A 17869-nucleotide genomic window follows, 5' to 3' on the forward strand; every position below is an offset into this window, starting at 1 on the left:
GGCCATACAACGATGAAGCGTCGCAACCTCACCGCCGCGGTGTGCCTCGCACTCGCCGGTGCACTGACATTGACGGCTTGTGGCAGCGGGGCCAGCGGGACCGGATCCGGAGGTGTCGGGCCGATCGGCGCCGATCACCCGCGGGCCGACTCCGACTTCTGGAACTCGTACATCAAGTACTTCCCGGACAAGGCCAAGGAACTCGGCATCAACCTGCTGAACCCCACCAACTCGCAGAACAAGGTGGAGACCCTGGTCGCGAACGCCCAGTCGCTGCAGTCGCAGGGCGCCAAGGCGATCGTCATGGCCCCGCAGGACACGGGTGCCATCGCGTCCACTTTGGACCGGCTGGACAAGGCGGGCATCCCGGTCGTCACCGTCGACACCCGTCCGGACAAGGGCAAGACCTACATGGTCGTGCGCGCGGACAACAAGGCGTACGGCGAGAAGGCCTGCAAGTTCCTCGGTGAGAAGCTCGGCGGCAAGGGCAAGGTCATCGAGTTCCAGGGCGCGCTGTCGTCGGTCAACGGCCGCGACCGCTCCGAGGCGTTCGCCGCCTGCATGAAGAAGGACTTCCCCGGCATCACGGTGTTCGAGGAGCCGACCGACTGGGAGGGCCCGAAGGCGTCCGCGGCCCTGACGACCAGGCTGAACCAGCACCCGGACATCAACGGCATCTACATGCAGGCCGGTGGCGTGTTCCTCGCGCCGACGCTGCAGGTGCTGAAGCAGCGGAACCTGCTGGTCCCGCCGAGCGACCCCAAGCACATCTTCATCGTCTCCAACGACGGCATCCCGTCGGAGCTGGAGGCGATCCGCAAGGGTGAGATCGACGCGACCGTCTCGCAGCCGGCCGACCTCTACGCGAAGTGGGCGCTGTTCTACGCCAAGGCCGCAGTGGAGAAGAAGACGTTCTCGCCCGGCAAGACCGACCACGACTCCACCATCGTCGACGTCGGTGGTGGTCGTCTTGAGGACCAGCTGCCCGCGCCGCTGATCACCAAGGAGAACGTCGACGACAAGGCGTTCTGGGGCAATCAGATCTGATGAACGACTTCGCTGCTGTCGCGCGTGGCGTGACGAAGAGGTTCGGGCGGACGCTCGCGTTGGACGACGTGGGCATCGAGATCCGGGCCGGTGAGTCGCACGCGCTCGTCGGTCGCAACGGCGCGGGCAAGTCGACGCTGGTCTCGGTCCTCACCGGCATGCAGGTGCCGGACGCGGGCGAGGTCAGCTTCTTCGGCGAACCCGCGCCGCCCGTCGCCGACCGCGCGGCGTGGCGTCGTCACGTCGCGTGCGTGTACCAGAAGTCGACGGTCGTGCCGGAGCTCTCCGTCGCCGAGAACCTGTTCATCAACAGGCAGGACCTCGGCGGCGGGCTGATCAGCTGGAAGAAGCTGAAGGCCGAGGCCGCCTCGTTGCTGGAGACCTACGAGGTCGCGGTGGACCCGGACTCGTTGGTGTCCACGCTGACCGTCGAGCAGCGGCAGCTCGTCGAGATCGCGCGGGCGCTGTCGATCGGCTCGCGGTTCGTGATCCTCGACGAACCGACCGCGCAGCTCGACGGCCCGGCGATCGAGCGGCTGTTCGACCGGATGAGGTCGTTGCAGGACAGGGGAGTGACGTTCCTCTTCATCTCCCACCACCTGCAGGAGGTCTACGAGGTCTGCCAGACGGTGACGGTCTACCGCGACGCGCGGCACATCATCACCGCGCCGGTCGCCGAGATGTCGAAGCCCGATCTGATCGAGGCGATGACCGGTGAGGCCGGCGGGCTGAACGTGCCCAGCGGCGACGACCGGCCGTCCTCGCAAGACCAGGTCCTGACGGTGTCCTCGCTGAGCGGGGACCACTTCTCGGACATCTCGCTGTCGGCGACGCGTGGCGAGGTCATCGGGCTCGCCGGCAGTGCGTCGTCCGGCAAGCACGAGTTCGCCGAGACCGTCTACGGGCTGCGCAAGCCGTCCGTCGGCACGATCTCGGTCAACGGCTCGGTGGTGCGCGGCGGTGATGTGCCCGCGGCTCTGCGGGCCGGAATCGGTTGTGTGCCACGGGATCGCCACCACCAGGGCCTCGTGCTGGACCTGTCGATCGCGGAGAACGCGACGATGAGCACGGCCGGAGCGTTCGTGTGGCCGTCGGCGCAGAGGTCGGCTGGGTCCACGGCGATCGCGTCGTACGACGTCAAAGCCTCCGGACCGGACCAGCCGGTGTCCGACCTGTCCGGTGGCAACCAGCAGAAGGTCGTGATGGCGCGGGCTCTGGCCGGCGACCCGTCGGTGCTGGTGCTGATCAACCCGACCGCGGGCGTCGACGTGAAGTCGAAGGAGTCGTTGCTCGGGGTGGTCGACGCGCAGGCGCGCCGGGGCAAGGCGGCGATCGTCGTGTCGGACGAGCTGGACGACCTGCGGGTCTGCGACCGTGTTCTGGTGATGTTCCACGGGTCTGTCGTGCGCGAGTTCTCTCGTGGCTGGCGCGACCAGGAACTCATCGCGGCTATTGAGGGAATGAGCTCGGAATGACGAAGGCCATGACTCCGCCGGTCTCGGCGCCCACACCGCCTGGGAAGCAGAAGTTCCAGTTCGCGCGGTACCAGGATCTCGCGCTGGTCCCGGTGATCATCATTCTGCTGATCATCGGGGCCGTGCTGTCGCCGATCTTCCTGACGCCCGGCAACCTGATCGCGGTGCTGACCCAGCAGAGCGAGCTCTCGTTGCTGGTGCTGGGGCAGGCGATGATCCTGATCGTCGGCAAGATGGACCTGTCGCTCGAGTCGACGGTCGGTCTCGCACCCGCGCTGGCCGTCGCGTTGATCATCCCCGCGTCCGCCGGTGGGCTCGACGTCGGTCTCGCCGCGTGGATGGCGTTGCCGTTGTGCCTGCTCATCGGTGTTGCGATCGGTGGGTTGAACGGGTTCTTGATCCTCAAGGTCGGCCTGTCCGGGTTCATGGTGACCCTGGGCATGCTGACGATGCTGCGCGGTCTGCAGCTCGCGATCACCGAGGGCAAGTCGCTGATCGACGTGCCGGAGTCGTTCCTGTACCTGGGATCCACGACCTGGCTCGGCCTGCCGGCGGCGGTGTGGATCTGCGTGGTCTGTTACGCGGTGGGCATCTTCGTGCTGAAGTACCTGCGGGCCGGGCGTTCGCTGTACGCGGTCGGCGGCAACTCGGAGGCCGCGCGGGCGGCCGGTATCCGGGTGGACCGGGTGGTGTGGACCGTGCTGATCATCGGTTCCGTGCTGGCGGTGATCGCGGGCATCCTGATGACCGGGCGGCTCGGTTCGGTGGCCGCGACCCAGGGCGAGGGCATGATCTTCCAGGTCTTCGCGGCCGCGGTGATCGGCGGTATTTCGCTGCAGGGCGGCAAGGGCACGTTGTTCGGTGCGCTGTCCGGCGTGCTGATGCTGGGCCTGGTCGAGCAGATCCTGCGGCTGCAGGGCGTTTCCGGCTTCTACATCAAGGCCTCGTACGGTGCGGTGATCATCCTCGCGCTGATCGTGACCCGGTTCGCGACCGGTCAGAAGCAGGAGTGAGCCTTGGAGACCGTTGCGCTGCACACCCGGCTTCGTGAGGGACGAGAGGCTGACTACGACCGTGTTCACGCCACCATTCCTGCGGAGCTGGACGGCGCGTTGCGCGAGGCCGGGGTGCGCTCGTGGCGGATCTGGCGGTCGGGCCGCGAGTTGTTCCACCTGGTAGAGGTGGACGACTACCAGGCGATGCGCGCTCATCTGGCCACTCACCCGGCGAACGTTCCGTGGCAGGCTCAGATGGCGGAACTGCTGGAGGTCGAGGACGACTACTCCGGTGCCGAACCCGATGTGCGACTCGTGTGGGAGCTGCCGTGAAGGTTGCTGTTTCTCGTCTGGGCTTCGGCGCTGCGCCGATCGGCAACCTGTACCGGGAGGTCTCCGACGAGGAGGCCTTCGGCGCGGTCGAGGCTGCCTGGCAGACCGGTGTGCGGTACTTCGACACCGCGCCGCACTACGGGCTCGGGTTGTCGGAACGTCGTCTCGGCGTTGCCCTGGCCGGGCGGCCGCGCGACGAGTACGTGATCTCCACGAAGGTCGGCCGGTTGCTGGAGCCGTTCGACGGTGAAGGTCTCGACGACGAGGGTTTCGCGGTGCCGCGCCACTTCCGACGGATCCGGGACTACTCGGCGGACGGTGTGCGCAGGTCCATCGAGTCCTCTTTGGAGCGTCTCGACACCGACCGGGTGGAGATCGTCTACATCCACGATCCGGACGACCACTGGGCTTCGGCGGTCGGCGAGGCCTATCCGGCGTTGGAAGAGCTGCGGTCGCAGGGTGTCGTGGGCGCGATCGGCGTCGGCATGAACCAGTGGGAGATGCCGGAGCGGTTCGTCCGCGAGACCGACATCGACGTGGTGATGCTCGCCGGGCGCTACACGCTGCTGGAACAGCCGTCTTTGGCGTCGTTCCTGCCGTTGTGCGTCGAGCGGGGTGTTTCCGTGGTGGCGTGCGGGGTGTTCAACTCCGGGCTGCTGTCGAAGCCCGAGGTGGCCTCCGATGCCAAGTACAACTACGACGACGCGCCGGCCTCGTTGGTCATGCGCGCTCGGTCGATCGCCGAGGTGTGCGGGCGCCATGGCGTGACGCTGCCCGAGGCGGCGATCCAGTTCGCGCTCGGGCATCCGGCGGTGGTGTCGGTGGTGATCGGCTCACGGACGGCTGCGCAGATGAACGCGAACGCCGCGTACTTCTCGGCTTCGATTCCTGCTGACCTGTGGAACGAGCTGAAGGCTCTGAACCTGATCGACCCGGAGGTTCCGACGCCGTGATCGTCGATGCTCATCACCACCTGTGGGACCTGTCCGTCCGGGACCAGGACTGGATCACCGATCCGCCGATGGGTGTGATCCGGCGGTCGTTCCTGGAACCGGACTACCTCGCCGTTGCTTCTGAGGTCTCGGCTTCCGTGCTGGTGCAGACGATTCCGGTCGCTGAGGAGACGCCGGAGTTCCTCGCTGTGGCGGCTTCTTCGGATGTTGTCAGCGCGGTGGTGGGCTGGACCGACCTGACCTCGCCTGCCGTTGGTGATGCGTTGGCGGCCTTGAAGGGTGGTCCCGACGGCTCGTGGCTGCGCGGGATCCGGCACGGCGTGCAGGCAGAGCCGGACCCGGAGTGGTTGTGCCGCAAGGAGGTCTGGAAGGGGCTCGCTGCCGTTGGCGCCGCGGGTCTGGTCTACGACCTGCTGACGTTGCCGCACCAGCTGCCGGCCGCGCGCAAGACCGTGGCGGCGTTGGGGAACGTGCAGTTCGTGGTGGACCACTGCTCGAAGCCGGCGGTCGGGTCTTCAGATGCCGGTGAGTGGGCTGAGCTGATCCGGTCGATGGCGGCGCACGAGAACGTGACGTGCAAGCTGTCCGGGCTGGTCACCGAGGCTGACTGGAAGTCCTGGGACGTGGCGGCGCTGCGGCCGTACTTCGAGGTCGTGCTCGACGCGTTCGGGCCGGAGCGGTTGATGTTCGGCTCGGACTGGCCGGTGTGCTTGCTGGCTGCTTCTTATGACGAGTGGCTCGGGGCCGCTCAGGAGTTGGTGTCCGAGCTGTCACCCGGCGAGCAGGCTTCGATCTTCTCTGGCACTGCTCGCCGGGTGTATTCGCTTTAGACGAAGAGAGCCTTCAGCTCGTTGATCAGCTTCGGCGTGGCCTCGGCGAGCGGCTCACGCACAGGCCCGGCCGGCAGTCCGAGCAGGTTGAGCGCTGCCTTGACCGCGACGGCACCGGGCTCGCGGGTCATGATCGCGGTGATCACCGGCAGCAGCGCCTGGTGCCGGCGCAGGGCTTCCTTGTTGTCGCCCTCGTCGTAGGCGTCGAGCATCGCCTTGATCTCGTTGCCGACGACGTGGCCGACGGTGCTGACCGTGCCGACGCCGCCGATCGAGTACAGCGGCAGGATCAGCTCGTCGTTGCCGGAGTAGAAGTCCAGCCCGGTCTCGGCGATGACCTTCGCGGTCGCCAGCAGGTCGACCTTGCAGTCCTTCACGCCGACGATCCGCGGGTGGTCGGCGAGCTTCATGAGCGTGTCGGTGTCGATCGCCGTGGCCGTGCGGCCGGGGATGTCGTAGAGCAGAGCGGGCAGGCCGCTCGCGTTGGCGACCGCGCGGAAGTGGTTCTCGACGCCTTCCTGGGTGGGCTTGCTGTAGTACGGCGTGACGACGAGGAGGCCGTCCGCGCCGTTCTCCTCGGCTTGCCTGGCGAGCTCGATGGTGTGGCGGGTGGAGTTGGTGCCGACACCCGCGAGGACGTGGGTGTTGCCGACCGCTTCCTTGACAGCCCTGATGACCTGCGCCTTTTCGGCGTCGCTGGTCGTCGGGGCCTCGCCGGTCGTGCCGTTGACGACCAGGCCGTCCACGCCTTGTTTGTCGACGAGGTGCGCCGCCAGCTCCTGCGCACCCTTGAGGTCCAGGTCACCGTCGGGGGTGAACGGGGTGACCATCGCTACCAGCACTCGTCCGAACATGACTCCAGGGTGGCTTGAACGTTTGGAAAGTTCCAGTTAGAAGTTCTGCCCGGAACGTTAAGCTGAGCTTTGTGTTGGATGTAAGGCGGCTGAGGCTGCTCCACGCTCTGTCGGTCCACGGCACGGTCACCGCTGCTGCCGAGGCCCTGCACGTGACGTCTCCAGCTGTGTCTCAGCAGCTCGCTGCGCTGGAGCGTGAGGCCGGGGTTCCGCTGGTCGAACGGGACGGGCGCCGGTTGTCGTTGACCCGCGCTGGGCACGTGCTGGCGGCTCACACGCAGTTGGTCCTGGATCAGCTCGCGGCTGCCGAGGCGGACCTGGCTTCGCTGCGGACTTCCGTTTCCGGTGTGGTGCGCATCGGGGCGTTCGTGTCCGTCGCGGCGTTGCTGCCGCGCGTGATCCGGGTCCTGCGTTCGGCGCACGGGTCCGATGTGGAGCTGTTCGTGCACGAGATGGAGCCCGAGGCGTCGCTGCCGGCGTTGAGGCGCGGGGACATCGACATCGCCGTCATCCACTCGTACAACATCATGCCGCGGTCCTTGCCGCCGTCGTGCGAGTCCTTTGAGCTGTTCGTGGAGCCGGTGAACGTGGCTTTGCCGCTTTCGGATCCGTTGGTGCAGCAGGATTCCGTTGATCTGGCGGAGTTGGCGGACCGGCCGTGGATCATGCCGCGCACCGACGCGTCGTGCCACGAACTGACCCAGCGTGCCTGTGGTGCCGCAGGGTTTGTGCCGCGTGCGCAGGGTTACTGCGATGACTTCGGCGTCATGTGCGGGCTCGTCGAGGCCGGGCTCGGGGTGGCGTTGGTGCCGTCGGTGGCGCGGCGCCCTGGGGTGGCTTTGCGGCCGTTGAAGCAGCAGGTTTTCCGGACCGTCTCTGCCGTGGTGCGGCATCGGGCGGATGGGCAGCCTGCCGTGCGTGCGGTGCTGGAGCAGCTACGCCAGGTCTGAGAGCCACTGCTCGACGCCGGCCACGTGCACAGTCGACCAGCTGCGGGCGAGTTCCGGCTGGCGGGCCGCCAGGGCGTCGACGATGGCGCGGTGTTCGGCGACCGTGCGGTCCACGGCGTTGGACTGCGTGATGCCGCGCCAGATTCGGACGCGGACCGTGGGGCCGGCCAGGGTGTCCAGGAGCTGGGCCAGGTAGGCGTTTCCTGAGCACTGGGCGATGGCGCGGTGGAAGTCGAGGTCGTGTTCGACCAGTTCCTCCACGGACTTCGCGGACTCGGCGGCGTCGCAGAGGGCGCGGAGCTTGATGATCTCGTCCGGGTCCACGCGCTGGGCTGCCATGGCGGCTGCGGCGGGCTCGAGGATGCGGCGGACCTGGAGCACTTCGAGCACCGAATCTTCGCCTCGGTGCAGGTCGAGCACGAAGGAGAGGGCGCCGAGGAGGTCGTCGGCGCGCAGGGACGAGACGTAGGTGCCGTCGCCCTGGCGGACGTCGAGTACACGAACGAGTGACAGTGCTTTTACGGCCTCGCGCAGGGAGTTGCGCGACAGGCCGAGGCGTTCGGCCAGGTCAGCCTCACGCGGGAGGCGGTCGCCGGGCTTGAGTTCGCCCGAAACGATCATCTCCTTGACTCGCAGGATCGCGTCGTCAGTGACTGCCACGGCACCCTCAACTCGTTGTAGACCTCGGATGTCTGAGGACCAGTATGCGCCACGGACGTTCATCTTCCGTGTAACCCGGTACGAATGGCCGTGATTCACGGATTGGGATGTGAGATGGTTATCTACTAACGATACGTGACGGGAACCCCTGTTGTCGCCATAATGGTCTGGACCATTCAAGGAGGGATCTTGGACGCCGTTGTCGCAGCACCGCGCGCTTTGCTCGGTCGCACGATCGTCGGTCCTGCCTCGGTGCGGATCAGGGACGGCCGCATCGTCGAGGTGACCACCGGTGAGGCACCACCCGGCGCGGAGGTCCTATCCGATGGCCTGCTGACACCCGGGCTCGTGGATGTGCAGGTGAACGGGGCTGTTGGAGTCGACTTCGCTGAGGTTGACGCTGACAGCATGCGGTTCGTCGCGGAGGCCTTGCCGTCTACCGGGGTGACCCGGTTCTTGCCCACGTTGATCACTGCACCGGTGGATGTGGTGTTGAGGCAGGCACGTGCCGTGCTGGCTGCTTCTGCCGCATTGCCCGGTGGGGTTGGGGCTCGGCCTCTTGGGGTTCACCTCGAGGGACCGTTCTTGTCGCCCAAGCGGGCTGGGGTGCACGATCCGTCGTTCATGGTTGAGCCTGGGCCGGATCAGGTTTCTGCCCTGCTCGAGGATGAGACGTTGCGGCGGGCGTTGCGGATGGTGACGTTGGCGCCTGAGCAGCCTGGTGGTCTTGAAGCCGTTCGGCGGCTGGTTGAGGCCGGAGTGCTGGTTGCTGTGGGGCATTCGGATGCCACTGGGGAGCAGACTCGGGCGGCAGCTGATGCTGGGGCGCGGATGGTCACGCATCTGTTCAACGCTCAGAGGCCGTTGGGGCATCGGGAACCCGGGGTGCCTGGGGTGGCGCTGGTTGATGAACGCTTCACCCTTGGGCTGATCGCGGACCTTGCACACGTTGGGCCTGATGTCTGTCGGCTTGTGTTCAACGCTGCTGGGGCTCGGGTTGCGCTCGTTACCGATGCTGTTGCTGCTGCTGGGATGCCGCCTGGGCGGTATCACCTCGGTGGGGCTGATGTGTTGTTGACTGAGGATGGGGTGCCGCGGTCGCCTGAAGGCACGATTGCTGGGTCTGCGCTGACGCTTGACCGGGCTGTTCGGAACATCGTGTCCGTTGGTGTGCCGGTGGCGGATGCGTTGGCGTCGGCGACGATTGTTCCGGCTGAGGTTATTGGTGAGTCTGGGCTTGGGCGGTTGGCGCCAGGGGCTGTGGCTGACCTTGTTTGGTGGGATGACGAGCTTCGGCCCAAGAAGGTTTGGGTTGATGGGCGGGTTGTCTTTGACGCCGAGGTTGCTGTGGCGCCTGTTTCTGCGGGGTATGCGACTGCTGGGCAGTAGCGCCTTCGGCGCGCGCGGCGGTTTCGTAGGTCGTCCCCCTGGTGCGTTGGCGGGTTCCTGTTTGTTGTCCGTAGGTGGGCGCGTTGCGTAGTCACCTGCGGCTGCTTTCTGGGGCGCCGCCCCAGACCCCGCCAATCTGATCAAAGACCGGCCAGCGCCGCGGGCGGGTTGATGGCACGCCTGTTGCTCAGGGCGGCTTGCTGTTGCGTAGGTGCTTGCGGTGGTGGGGTGGTCCGGTCACGAAGGGGCACGACTCGTGTCGGGACCACCCCACCCGGCCCGTATGGAAAAGGACGGCTCGGCTTCGCCATCGCGTAGAAAAGGCCTGCCGGGGTGTCCGGCGGGCCGTTTTCCTTGGTATTACAGGGTTCGGGTGACCTTGTTCAGGCCCCGCGGGCTGTCTGGGTCGCCGCCTCGTGCCAAGGCCAGGCCGTGGGCCAGGCGTTGGACGGGGAGGATTTCCAGTACTGGAGCCACTTCCTCTGCGGTCTCCGGGATGGAGATCGAGAGGGCGGACGGGACCTTTTCTGAGGCCGAGCCGACTGCCACGACGTCTGCGCCGCGCTGGTTCACCACCTGGAGGGCGTCCAGCAGTGAGTCGCCGCCCTTGCCCTGGGAGGTGATTGCCAGGACTGCCGTTTCTCCGTCCACTGCCGCTACCGGGCCGTGGAGGAGGTCGGCGCCGCTGTAGGCGCGGGCTGCCAGGTATGAGGTTTCGGCCAGCTTCAGGGACGCTTCCAGGGCGGTGGCGTAGGAGTAGCCACGGCCGGTGGTCAGGACTCGGTCCACGAAGCGGTAGCGGCGGACGGCTTCCTCGACTGTCGGTGCGGACTGGTCCAGAGTCACCTGAGCCAGGTCGCCCAGGGATGCTGCGGCGGCGCCGTCGCCGCCTCGCACGGCGTCGATCAGCAGGTACAACGCCAGCAGCGTTGCCGAGTAGGTCTTGGTGGCGGCCACTGCGTGTTCGACGCCCGCGGAGACGTCGACTGACAGTTCGGCCGCGGCGTTCAGCGGTGACTGCGGCGTGTTGGTCACTGCGACCGTCAGGGCGCCGCGCCTACGAGCCGAGGCCGTGACCTCAAGCAGGTCGGGGGAGCCGCCGGACTGGGAGACCGTGATCAGGAGGACGTCGCGGAGGTCGGGCTCGGCGCCGTACAGCGTGGTCGTCGAGGCGGAGACCAAGCCCGCGGGGAGCTGCAGGAGGATTTCGGTCAGGTACTTGGCGTAGATCGCTGCGTGGTCGCTGGAGCCGCGGGCTGCGAAGAGCACGAAGCGGGGGGCGCGGTCGCGGATCACGGCGGCTACCTCGGCGATTGCGGATCGCGAGGTGTAGAGGGCGTTGAAGATCGATGGCTGGGCCGCGATCTCCTCTGCCATGTGCCGGCCTGGCTGGGGCGTGGTCATGTGGTGCCTTTCAGGATCAGCTCGGCCGCGGCTCGGAGGCTCACCCGAGAACCGCCGTGGGTGTCGATGCGGGCGACGCTGCCCAGGTCCGGACCCGGCACGCCGGTTTCTACGTGCACCACGTCCAGGCCCAGATTAGTTAAGTTTGTTACCAGTTGTCGAGCGCTGGTGTGGCGGTGGGCGTCTCGGGTCACGACCACAATCGTGCGGGTGCCCGCTGCGGACGCAACTTCTTCGGCGGAGGTGTCGCGGGAGGCGATCACCTCGGTGGAAGGGAGCAGGTCCTTCAGGTAGGGGCCCAGGCCCCAGGGGACGTCGCCCACTGCGATCGACGGGTCCACGACCAGGTCTACTACGACCGGGTTGGTACCGACATTAACCTGTCCGCGCACTTCAACGGCACGTCGAGCGGCCGTGAGACCGATCTCAGCGTCGTGGGCGTCGACGGTTGAAGGTGGCAGGCCCAGTGCCAGGGAGCGGGCGGCCGCCTGGGTCAGGCGTTCTTCGGAGAGGTCCCCGGACTTCACGGCGGCGACGATCGACTCGATCAGCCAGCTGAGGTCGTCGTCGTCCAGTGCGATGCCGCCCAGGCAGAGGGAGTCGACGCCGGCTGCCAGGGCGCGGACTGCGCCGTGGGCCAGGTCGCCGCCCACCGCCTTCATGTCCAGGCCGTCGGTGATCACGGCGCCGGTGAAGCCGAGCTCGGTGCGGAGGAGGTTGATCGCGTGCTTGTTCAGGGTGACCGGAGCAGGGCCCCACTCGGGGACTACCAGGTGGCCGGTCATGATCGAGCGGACGCCTGCGTTCACGGCCGCCTGGAACGGGACCAGTTCCACCGCGCGGAGTTGTTCTTCGGTGCGCGGCAGCACCGGGAGTTCCTCGTGCGAGTCCTCTGTGGACGCTCCGTGGCCGGGGAAGTGCTTGGCGCAGGCGGCGACACCCACGGCCTGCAGACCCTCCACCCAGGCGGCCACGTGGCGTGCGGCCAGGACCGGGTCCGAGCCGAACGCGCGGACGCCGATGATCGGGTCGTCGAGGGTGAGGACCAGATCGGCGGACGGGGCCAGGTTCAACGAGATCCCGCACTTCGCCAGCCTGGCACCGATGGAGGCGGCTACTGAACGGGTGAGGTCCAGGTCGTTCGCCGCGCCCAGGGCGTGGTTGCCGGGGACCTCGGAGCCGCGGCCCGCGTCGAGACGCGTTACATCGCCGCCCTCCTCGTCGATGCCGATCACCACGTCCGGGCGCACCGAGCGGAGTTCGCTGCACAGCGCGGTCACCTGGTCGTCGTCGACGACGTTGCGCCCGAAGAGCACAACGCCGCCGAGGCCGTCAGCGACCCGCCGCAGCAACCAGTCGGGGGCGGTCGTTCCGTGAAACCCAGGAAGCAGAACGGCAGCGGCCAACTGATCCACGTGTCATCCCTTCACTGCACCGGCGGTGACACCGGCGACCATCTTGCGCTGGACGATCAGGAAGAAAACGAGTGCGGGCACGGTGAAGAGCACGGACGCGGCCATCGCGCCGCCCCAGTCGGTGCCGAACGCGGTCTGGAAGCCGGACAGCCAGACGGGGAGGGTTTCCCTGTCCTGGCTGCGGATCAGGACCTTGGCGAACAGGAACTCGTTCCACGCCGTGATGAACGCGAAGACCGAGGTGGCGACCAGACCTGGTCCCAGCAAAGGAAGTGTGACCTTCTGGAACGCCTTCCAACGGCCGCAGCCGTCGACCATCGCGGCCTCTTCGAGCTCGACCGGGATGCCGTTGACGAACCCGCGCAACGTCCACGCGCAGAACGGCAGCGTCACCGCGAAGTACACGAGCACAAGAGAAGAAAGGTGTTCGTACAGCTGGAGATCCCGCATCATCAGGAACATCGGGATCAGCAACGCCTCGAACGGCGCCATCTGTGCGACGAGCATCAGCAGCACGAACGACTTGCGGCCGCGGAAAGCGAAGCGCGACATGGCGACCGCAGCGGTGATGCCGACGATGATCGCGGCGAGCACCGCGGTGAGCGTCACGAGCAGGCTGTTGCCGAGCGCGCTGAGGAAGCCGGGCTTCGTCCACGCCGTGACGAAGTTCGAGAACGTCACCGACAACGGGACGAGGTCGTAGTCCGACGTGATCGTCGAGCCCTTGGGCTTCAACGCGGACGTGAGCATCCAGTACGTCGGGAACAGGAAGAACAGCGCGAGCACGACGCCCGCGACGTTCGCGGCAGACTTCTTGAGCATCAGATCTTGCCCTCCTCGGTCTGCAGCAGCCGGCGCAGGTACTGGAAGGTGATCAGGCCGAGGATGATCATCATCAGCACGGAGATCGCGGCCGCGACGCCGAAGTGGCTCTTCGCGATGCCCTCCAGGTACTGCAGCACGGCGAGCGTGGTGCTCTCCCCGCTCGGGCCGCCCTCCTTGAACACCCAGATCTGGGCGAAGACCTTGAAGTCCCACAACGTCGACAGGAACGTCACCATCATCAGCAGCGACTTGATCTCCGGCCAGGTCACCGCGCGGAACGTCTGCAGGCCGGACGCGCCGTCGATGCCCGCTGCCTCGTAGAGGTCGCGCGGGATGCCGACAAGTCCGGCGTAGAGGGAGAAGGCGAGGAACGGGATCGCCTGCCACACGATGAGCAGGCCGACCACCGCGAGCGTCGACGTGCCGGAACCGAACCACGAGTGCCCGTTGAACTGCTCGAAACCGAGCTGCACCAGGGTCTTGTTCAAGATTCCGTAGTTCTGGTCGAACATCCAGATGTAGACGGTCGCGGACGCCAGGATCGGCATCGCCCACGCGCACAGCATCGTGATCTGGAGCAGGACCCGCGCCCACGGGGAAAGCACGCGCATCAGCAACGCGATCAGCAGGCCCGCGCCCACCGACACGCCGACGACGGCGACGGTGAACACGACGGTCCGCAGCGTGACTTCCCAGAAGCGCTCGTCCTTCAGGACCGTCACGTAGTTGTCGATGCCGGTCCACACGATCTCGCCGCGGACCAGTTCACCGAGGTTGAGCTGGCGGAAGCTCGTCACGAAGACCGAGACGACCGGGAACCCGATCAGCCAGAGGATCGCGATGAGCGCCGGAGCCAGCAGCAGGTAGGGCAGCGCCCGGTCGAAGGCGCCGCCCCGGCGGCGACGCTTGCGCGCCCCACCCGTCACGGCAGGCGGCAGCGCCGGCGGGGTGTTGTCCCCGGCCGGCGCTGCCGTTTCGGTCGTCTTGACGGCCGTCATCTCAGCTGGGCTAGCCCATGGCCTTGGTGACGGCTTCGCTCGCGTCCTTCGTCGCCTGGTCCAGCGACTTCGCGCCGGACAGGTACGCCGTGAGCGCGTCCTTGAGCGGGTTCTGGCCTGCCTCGACGGCCGCCCACTTCGGCGTCACCGGGGTGACCTTGCCGTTGGGGGACGAGTCCGCCATGGCCTTGCCGATCGGGCTCGTGGCGAGCTTCGCGGTGTCCTTCGAGGTGCCGGGAACAGCGCCACCCTCGGCCAGCATGTCCTGGTACTTCTTGGACGACAGCAGGGCGAGGTACTTCTTCGCGGCGTCGGCGTTCTTGCTGGCCGCCGGGATCGCGAGGTTCGAGCCGCCGAGGAACACCGGCGCGGCAGCACCGGCCTTCTTGGACGGGATCGGGAACGCCGCGGTCTTGTCCTTCAGGTCCGGCTTGGCCTTGACGGCACCCGCGAGCTCCCACGGGAGACCGATCATCATGCCGACGTTGCCCGTGCCGAAGACCTCCATCTGCTGGGGCTTCGCCTCGTCGATGTCGGCAGGGGCCTTCTTCGCGGCCGACGCGTCGTACAGCGCCTTGTAGGCCTCGAAGCCCGCCTTCGCCTGCGGCGTGTCGAGCTTGCCCGTCCACTTGCCGCCGTCCTGCGCCGCGACGTCGCCGCCCTCGTCCCACAGCAGCGAGAGGAGGAAGTACCAGGACTGGCCAGGCAGGTACAGGGCCTGGAAGTCCGGGTTGGAGGCGTTCGCGGCCTTGAGCTTGTTGATCGCGTCGATCCACTCGGCCCGCGAGGTCGGCGGCTGCGCGATGCCCGCCGCCTGGAACAGGTCCGTGCGGTAGATCACGGTGCGGTTCGCGGCGTAGAACGGCACGCCGTACTGCTTGCCGTTCAGCGTCAGCGAGTCCTTCAGACCGCCGAGCCACTCACCGCTGTTGAACTGGCTCGCGTCGGCGGTGACGTCCATCAGCGTGCCCTGGTCGGCGAAGCTCGCCGTCTGGGTGTTGCCGAGCTCGATGACGTCCGGGGGCGTGCTGCTGGCCAGAGCCGTGGTCAGCTTTTCCTGGATGCCGGTCCACTTCTGGACCTCGTACTTGACCTTGATGCCGTTCGCGCTCTCGAACTCCTTGTTCAGAGCGTCGGTCAGGGTCGTCGGCGCGGAGCCGTCCATGAGCCACACGGTGATCTCTTTGGTCTCCGTGCCGCTACCGCTGTTCGTGCTCGTGCCACATCCGGACACGGCCACTGCCAGTGCGGCGGCACCAGCAGCGAGTCCTCTCCAGCCCTTCACAGTCGCGCCCTTTCAGCAAGCCCGGCCCCTCGGCCGGAACGCCCAAGTGGTGTAGACCAATGCGGAACAGCGTGTGCTGCGTCACCGAGTCTGTCAAGCGCGTTGCCAAAGCGTTGCGGAGTCATCGGAGCAATTTCGTGTCGATTGGCGGGGGTTCGAACGCACGAATCGACACGGACAAGGCATCCTTGTGGTGCGTGACATGGAGTGCGAGGAGGAGGCCATGCTGGAGACGACGCCTGCATCAGGCGTGGACGCCAGGACGCGTGCACAACGCGAACCCAAGTACTGGGGTCTCAAGCGGCACCTGCTCGACCTGTTGAGGGCACTTCCGCCCGGCTCGCCGATCCCCACGGAACGGTCGCTGGCAGCGGAGTTCGACGTCTCCAGGACGACCGTTCGCCAGGCTCTTGCCGAGCTGACGGTGGAAGGCCGGCTGCTCCGGGTGCAGGGCAAGGGCACCTTCGCGGCCGAACCCAAGGTCGCCCAGAGGTTGCAGCTGTCTTCGTACACAGAGGACATGCGCGCCCAGGGCCGCGTGCCGTCGTCCAAGCTCATCGAGGCCTCCGAGATGCCGGCCGAGGCGGAGCTCGCCCGGCTGCTCGGCGTGCGGCCTGGTGCCAAGGTGCTGCGCCTGCACCGCCTCCGTCTGGCCGACAACGAGCCGATGGCGATCGAGACCACACACCTCGCGCTCGGCCGGTTCCGCGGGCTGCGCCGGTACCTGGCGCCTGGCGCCTCGCTGTACCAGGTGCTGTCCGAGCGGTTCGGTGTCGAGATGGGACACGCCGAGGAGACCATCGAGACCGCGCTGGCCTCGCCCGAAGAGGCAGAGCTGCTCGGCGCCGACATCGGCCTGCCGATGCTGCTGCTGTCGCGGCACTCGTTCGACACCGAGGGCAACCCGATCGAGTGGGTGCGTTCGGTCTACCGGGGTGATCGCTACAAGTTCGTCGCCACGCTGAACCGGCCGTCTTGATCGCCTGGGGCACACCGCGCGCCCGCGCGGTGCTGGCCACGACGATCCTCGGTTCGGGCATGGCGATGCTCGACGGCACGATCGTCAACGTCGCGCTGCCCAGGATCGGCGCGGAGTTCACCGCGTCGGTCACCGATCTGCAGTGGATCCTGAACGGCTACATGCTCGCCCTGGCCTCGCTGATCCTGGTCGCCGGATCATTGGGCGACCGGTTCGGCCGGCGCCGGGTCTACGTGATCGGCGTGGTGTGGTTCGGCGTCGCGTCACTGCTGTGCGGTGTGGCCTGGGACGTGCCGGTGCTGGTCGCCGCACGCGTGCTGCAGGGCGTGGGCGCGGCGTTGCTGACGCCAGGTGCCCTGGCGATCCTGCAGTCGTCGTTCAACCGGGAGGACCGGTCGCGGGCGATCGGCGCCTGGTCTGGACTGTCCGGTGTGGCCACCGCCATCGGGCCGTTCGTCGGCGGGCTGCTGGTGCAGGCCTGGTCGTGGCGGCTCGCGTTCCTGGTGAACCTGCCGGTGGCTGCCGTCTGCGTGTGGCTCGCGCTGCGGTTCGTGCCGGAGTCCCGCGACGAGGAAGCCGGGCACCCCAACTACCTCTCGGCGGCGGTCGGCGCGGTCGGTCTCGCCCTGCTGACCGGTGGCCTGGTCGAGCAGTCCTACCTGGTGGCGGCGCTCGGGCTGGTGGCGATGATCGCGTTCGGCGTGGTCCAGGTGCGGTCCGCCGACCCGCTGGTACCGCCATCGCTGTTCGGCAACCGCACGTTCCTGGTGGCGAACCTGCTGACGTTCCTGGTCTACGCGGCCCTCGGTGGCGTGATGGTGCTGCTGGTGCTCCAGCTGCAGGTGTCGCTCGGCTACTCGCCCACGGCGTCGGGCCTGGCCAGCGTGCCGATCACGATCATCATGCTGTTGGCGTCGTCGACCTCGGGGAAGATCGCGCAGAAGTACGGCCCGCGCCTGCAGCTGATCATCGGCCCGATCGTCGTGGGCCTCGGCATGCTGCTGCTGCGCAACGCCGAGCCAGGCTCGACGTACCTGACGGGCGTGCTGCCCGGCGTGCTCGTGTTCGGTGTGGGCCTGGCCGCCGTGGTCGCGCCGGTGACCGCGACCGTGCTCGCCTCCGCCCCTGATCACCACGCGGGCGTCGCGTCCGGCGTCAACAACGCCGTGGCACGCACCGGCAGCCTGCTGGCCATGGCCGTGCTGCCCGCGGCGGTCGGGTTGATGGGCGACGACTACACGGACCCGGAGGTCATGACCTCCGGGTGGCAGATGGCGCTCGTGCTGTGCGCGGTCGCGGCGATCATCGGTGGTGTGCTCGCGATCGGCGTGGACAACGGCGTGCTGGACGCGGCTCCTGAGCAGCACGAGACCCCGCACCCCGGCGAGTGCCTGCACTGCGGGGTGGAGGGTCCGCCGACCCACATCAGGTCAGGTGGCGAGAAGGCGCACCACTAGCGTCCAGGTCGCTGGTGGCG

At 67.5% G+C, this 17869-nt stretch carries 17 protein-coding genes; 10 read left to right on the forward strand and 7 right to left on the reverse strand.

What is annotated here, in order from left to right; all coding sequences use genetic code 11:
• Positions 1–12 precede the first annotated feature (12 nt).
• The 6 genes from LFM09_RS22615 to LFM09_RS22640 are packed head-to-tail and all read left to right on the forward strand — an operon-like array spanning position 13 to position 5633.
• Positions 13–1047 (forward strand): sugar ABC transporter substrate-binding protein, encoded by a 1035-nt coding sequence (locus LFM09_RS22615; protein ID WP_414098515.1) that lies wholly within the window; start codon positions 13–15, stop codon positions 1045–1047.
• A complete protein-coding gene (locus LFM09_RS22620; RefSeq protein ID WP_414098516.1) occupies positions 1047–2522 on the forward strand; it encodes a sugar ABC transporter ATP-binding protein in 1476 nt (491 codons plus the stop codon). Before LFM09_RS22615 ends, LFM09_RS22620 begins: the two co-directional genes overlap by 1 nt.
• Positions 2519–3535 carry an ABC transporter permease gene (locus LFM09_RS22625; RefSeq protein ID WP_414098517.1) on the forward strand — a complete coding sequence of 339 codons (1017 nt, stop codon included), beginning with the start codon at positions 2519–2521 and terminating at the stop codon, positions 3533–3535. Before LFM09_RS22620 ends, LFM09_RS22625 begins: the two co-directional genes overlap by 4 nt.
• 3 nt (positions 3536–3538) lie before the next feature.
• Positions 3539–3850 (forward strand): L-rhamnose mutarotase, encoded by a 312-nt coding sequence (locus LFM09_RS22630; RefSeq protein ID WP_414098518.1) that lies wholly within the window; start codon positions 3539–3541, stop codon positions 3848–3850.
• Positions 3847–4803 carry an aldo/keto reductase gene (locus tag LFM09_RS22635; RefSeq protein WP_414098519.1) on the forward strand — a complete coding sequence of 319 codons (957 nt, stop codon included), beginning with the start codon at positions 3847–3849 and terminating at the stop codon, positions 4801–4803. Before LFM09_RS22630 ends, LFM09_RS22635 begins: the two co-directional genes overlap by 4 nt.
• Positions 4800–5633, forward strand: coding sequence for an amidohydrolase family protein (locus LFM09_RS22640; protein WP_414098520.1), 834 nt, complete (start codon positions 4800–4802; stop codon positions 5631–5633). Before LFM09_RS22635 ends, LFM09_RS22640 begins: the two co-directional genes overlap by 4 nt.
• Here the strand turns inward: LFM09_RS22640 and dapA are convergent.
• A complete protein-coding gene (dapA, locus tag LFM09_RS22645) occupies positions 5630–6487 on the reverse strand; it encodes a 4-hydroxy-tetrahydrodipicolinate synthase (RefSeq protein WP_414098521.1) in 858 nt (285 codons plus the stop codon). The genes LFM09_RS22640 and dapA overlap by 4 nt on opposite strands.
• Before the next feature lie 71 nt (positions 6488–6558).
• On the opposite strand from dapA, the gene LFM09_RS22650 reads away from it, so the two are divergent.
• Positions 6559–7437, forward strand: coding sequence for a LysR family transcriptional regulator (locus LFM09_RS22650; RefSeq protein WP_414098522.1), 879 nt, complete (start codon positions 6559–6561; stop codon positions 7435–7437).
• Here the strand turns inward: LFM09_RS22650 and LFM09_RS22655 are convergent.
• Positions 7423–8097, reverse strand: a complete 675-nt coding sequence (locus tag LFM09_RS22655) for a FadR/GntR family transcriptional regulator (RefSeq protein ID WP_414098523.1) — start codon at positions 8095–8097, stop codon at positions 7423–7425. The genes LFM09_RS22650 and LFM09_RS22655 overlap by 15 nt on opposite strands.
• A 189-nt stretch (positions 8098–8286) precedes the next feature.
• On the opposite strand from LFM09_RS22655, the gene nagA reads away from it, so the two are divergent.
• A complete protein-coding gene (gene nagA / locus LFM09_RS22660; protein ID WP_414098524.1) occupies positions 8287–9486 on the forward strand; it encodes an N-acetylglucosamine-6-phosphate deacetylase in 1200 nt (399 codons plus the stop codon).
• A gap of 360 nt (positions 9487–9846) precedes the next feature.
• On the opposite strand, the gene LFM09_RS22665 is transcribed toward nagA, so the two are convergent.
• The 5 genes from LFM09_RS22665 to LFM09_RS22685 are packed head-to-tail and all read right to left on the reverse strand — an operon-like array spanning position 9847 to position 15413.
• Positions 9847–10890, reverse strand: coding sequence for an SIS domain-containing protein (locus LFM09_RS22665; RefSeq protein WP_414098525.1), 1044 nt, complete (start codon positions 10888–10890; stop codon positions 9847–9849).
• Positions 10887–12305: a glycoside hydrolase family 3 protein gene (locus tag LFM09_RS22670; protein ID WP_414098526.1), complete on the reverse strand. Its 1419-nt coding sequence runs from the start codon at positions 12303–12305 to the stop codon at positions 10887–10889. Before LFM09_RS22670 ends, LFM09_RS22665 begins: the two co-directional genes overlap by 4 nt.
• 3 nt (positions 12306–12308) lie before the next feature.
• Positions 12309–13127, reverse strand: a complete 819-nt coding sequence (locus LFM09_RS22675) for a carbohydrate ABC transporter permease (protein ID WP_414098527.1) — start codon at positions 13125–13127, stop codon at positions 12309–12311.
• Positions 13127–14128: a carbohydrate ABC transporter permease gene (locus LFM09_RS22680; RefSeq protein WP_414098528.1), complete on the reverse strand. Its 1002-nt coding sequence runs from the start codon at positions 14126–14128 to the stop codon at positions 13127–13129. Before LFM09_RS22680 ends, LFM09_RS22675 begins: the two co-directional genes overlap by 1 nt.
• Positions 14129–14138: 10 nt before the next feature.
• Positions 14139–15413 carry a sugar ABC transporter substrate-binding protein gene (locus LFM09_RS22685; RefSeq protein ID WP_414098529.1) on the reverse strand — a complete coding sequence of 425 codons (1275 nt, stop codon included), beginning with the start codon at positions 15411–15413 and terminating at the stop codon, positions 14139–14141.
• A 223-nt stretch (positions 15414–15636) separates the two neighbouring features.
• Between LFM09_RS22685 and LFM09_RS22690 the strand changes: the two genes are divergently transcribed.
• Entirely contained in the window at positions 15637–16392 is a 756-nt protein-coding gene (locus LFM09_RS22690) for a GntR family transcriptional regulator (protein ID WP_030470948.1), read from the forward strand.
• Entirely contained in the window at positions 16389–17849 is a 1461-nt protein-coding gene (locus LFM09_RS22695) for an MFS transporter (protein ID WP_414098530.1), read from the forward strand. The genes LFM09_RS22690 and LFM09_RS22695 overlap by 4 nt, the downstream gene beginning before the upstream one ends.
• Positions 17850–17869 lie beyond the last annotated feature (20 nt).

Source organism: Lentzea alba (genome assembly GCF_047445655.1).
GTDB lineage: Bacteria > Actinomycetota > Actinomycetes > Mycobacteriales > Pseudonocardiaceae > Lentzea > Lentzea alba_A.

Coding starts and splice junctions, on each gene's coding strand:
- LFM09_RS22615 (WP_414098515.1), top strand. CDS start 13: ATGAAGCGTCGCAACCTCACCGCCGCGGTGTGCCTCGCACTCGCCGGT.
- LFM09_RS22620 (WP_414098516.1), top strand. CDS start 1,047: ATGAACGACTTCGCTGCTGTCGCGCGTGGCGTGACGAAGAGGTTCGGG.
- LFM09_RS22625 (WP_414098517.1), top strand. CDS start 2,519: ATGACGAAGGCCATGACTCCGCCGGTCTCGGCGCCCACACCGCCTGGG.
- dapA (WP_414098521.1), bottom strand. CDS start 6,487: ATGTTCGGACGAGTGCTGGTAGCGATGGTCACCCCGTTCACCCCCGAC.
- LFM09_RS22665 (WP_414098525.1), bottom strand. CDS start 10,890: ATGACCACGCCCCAGCCAGGCCGGCACATGGCAGAGGAGATCGCGGCC.
- LFM09_RS22675 (WP_414098527.1), bottom strand. CDS start 13,127: ATGCTCAAGAAGTCTGCCGCGAACGTCGCGGGCGTCGTGCTCGCGCTG.
- LFM09_RS22680 (WP_414098528.1), bottom strand. CDS start 14,128: ATGACGGCCGTCAAGACGACCGAAACGGCAGCGCCGGCCGGGGACAAC.
- LFM09_RS22690 (WP_030470948.1), top strand. CDS start 15,637: ATGCTGGAGACGACGCCTGCATCAGGCGTGGACGCCAGGACGCGTGCA.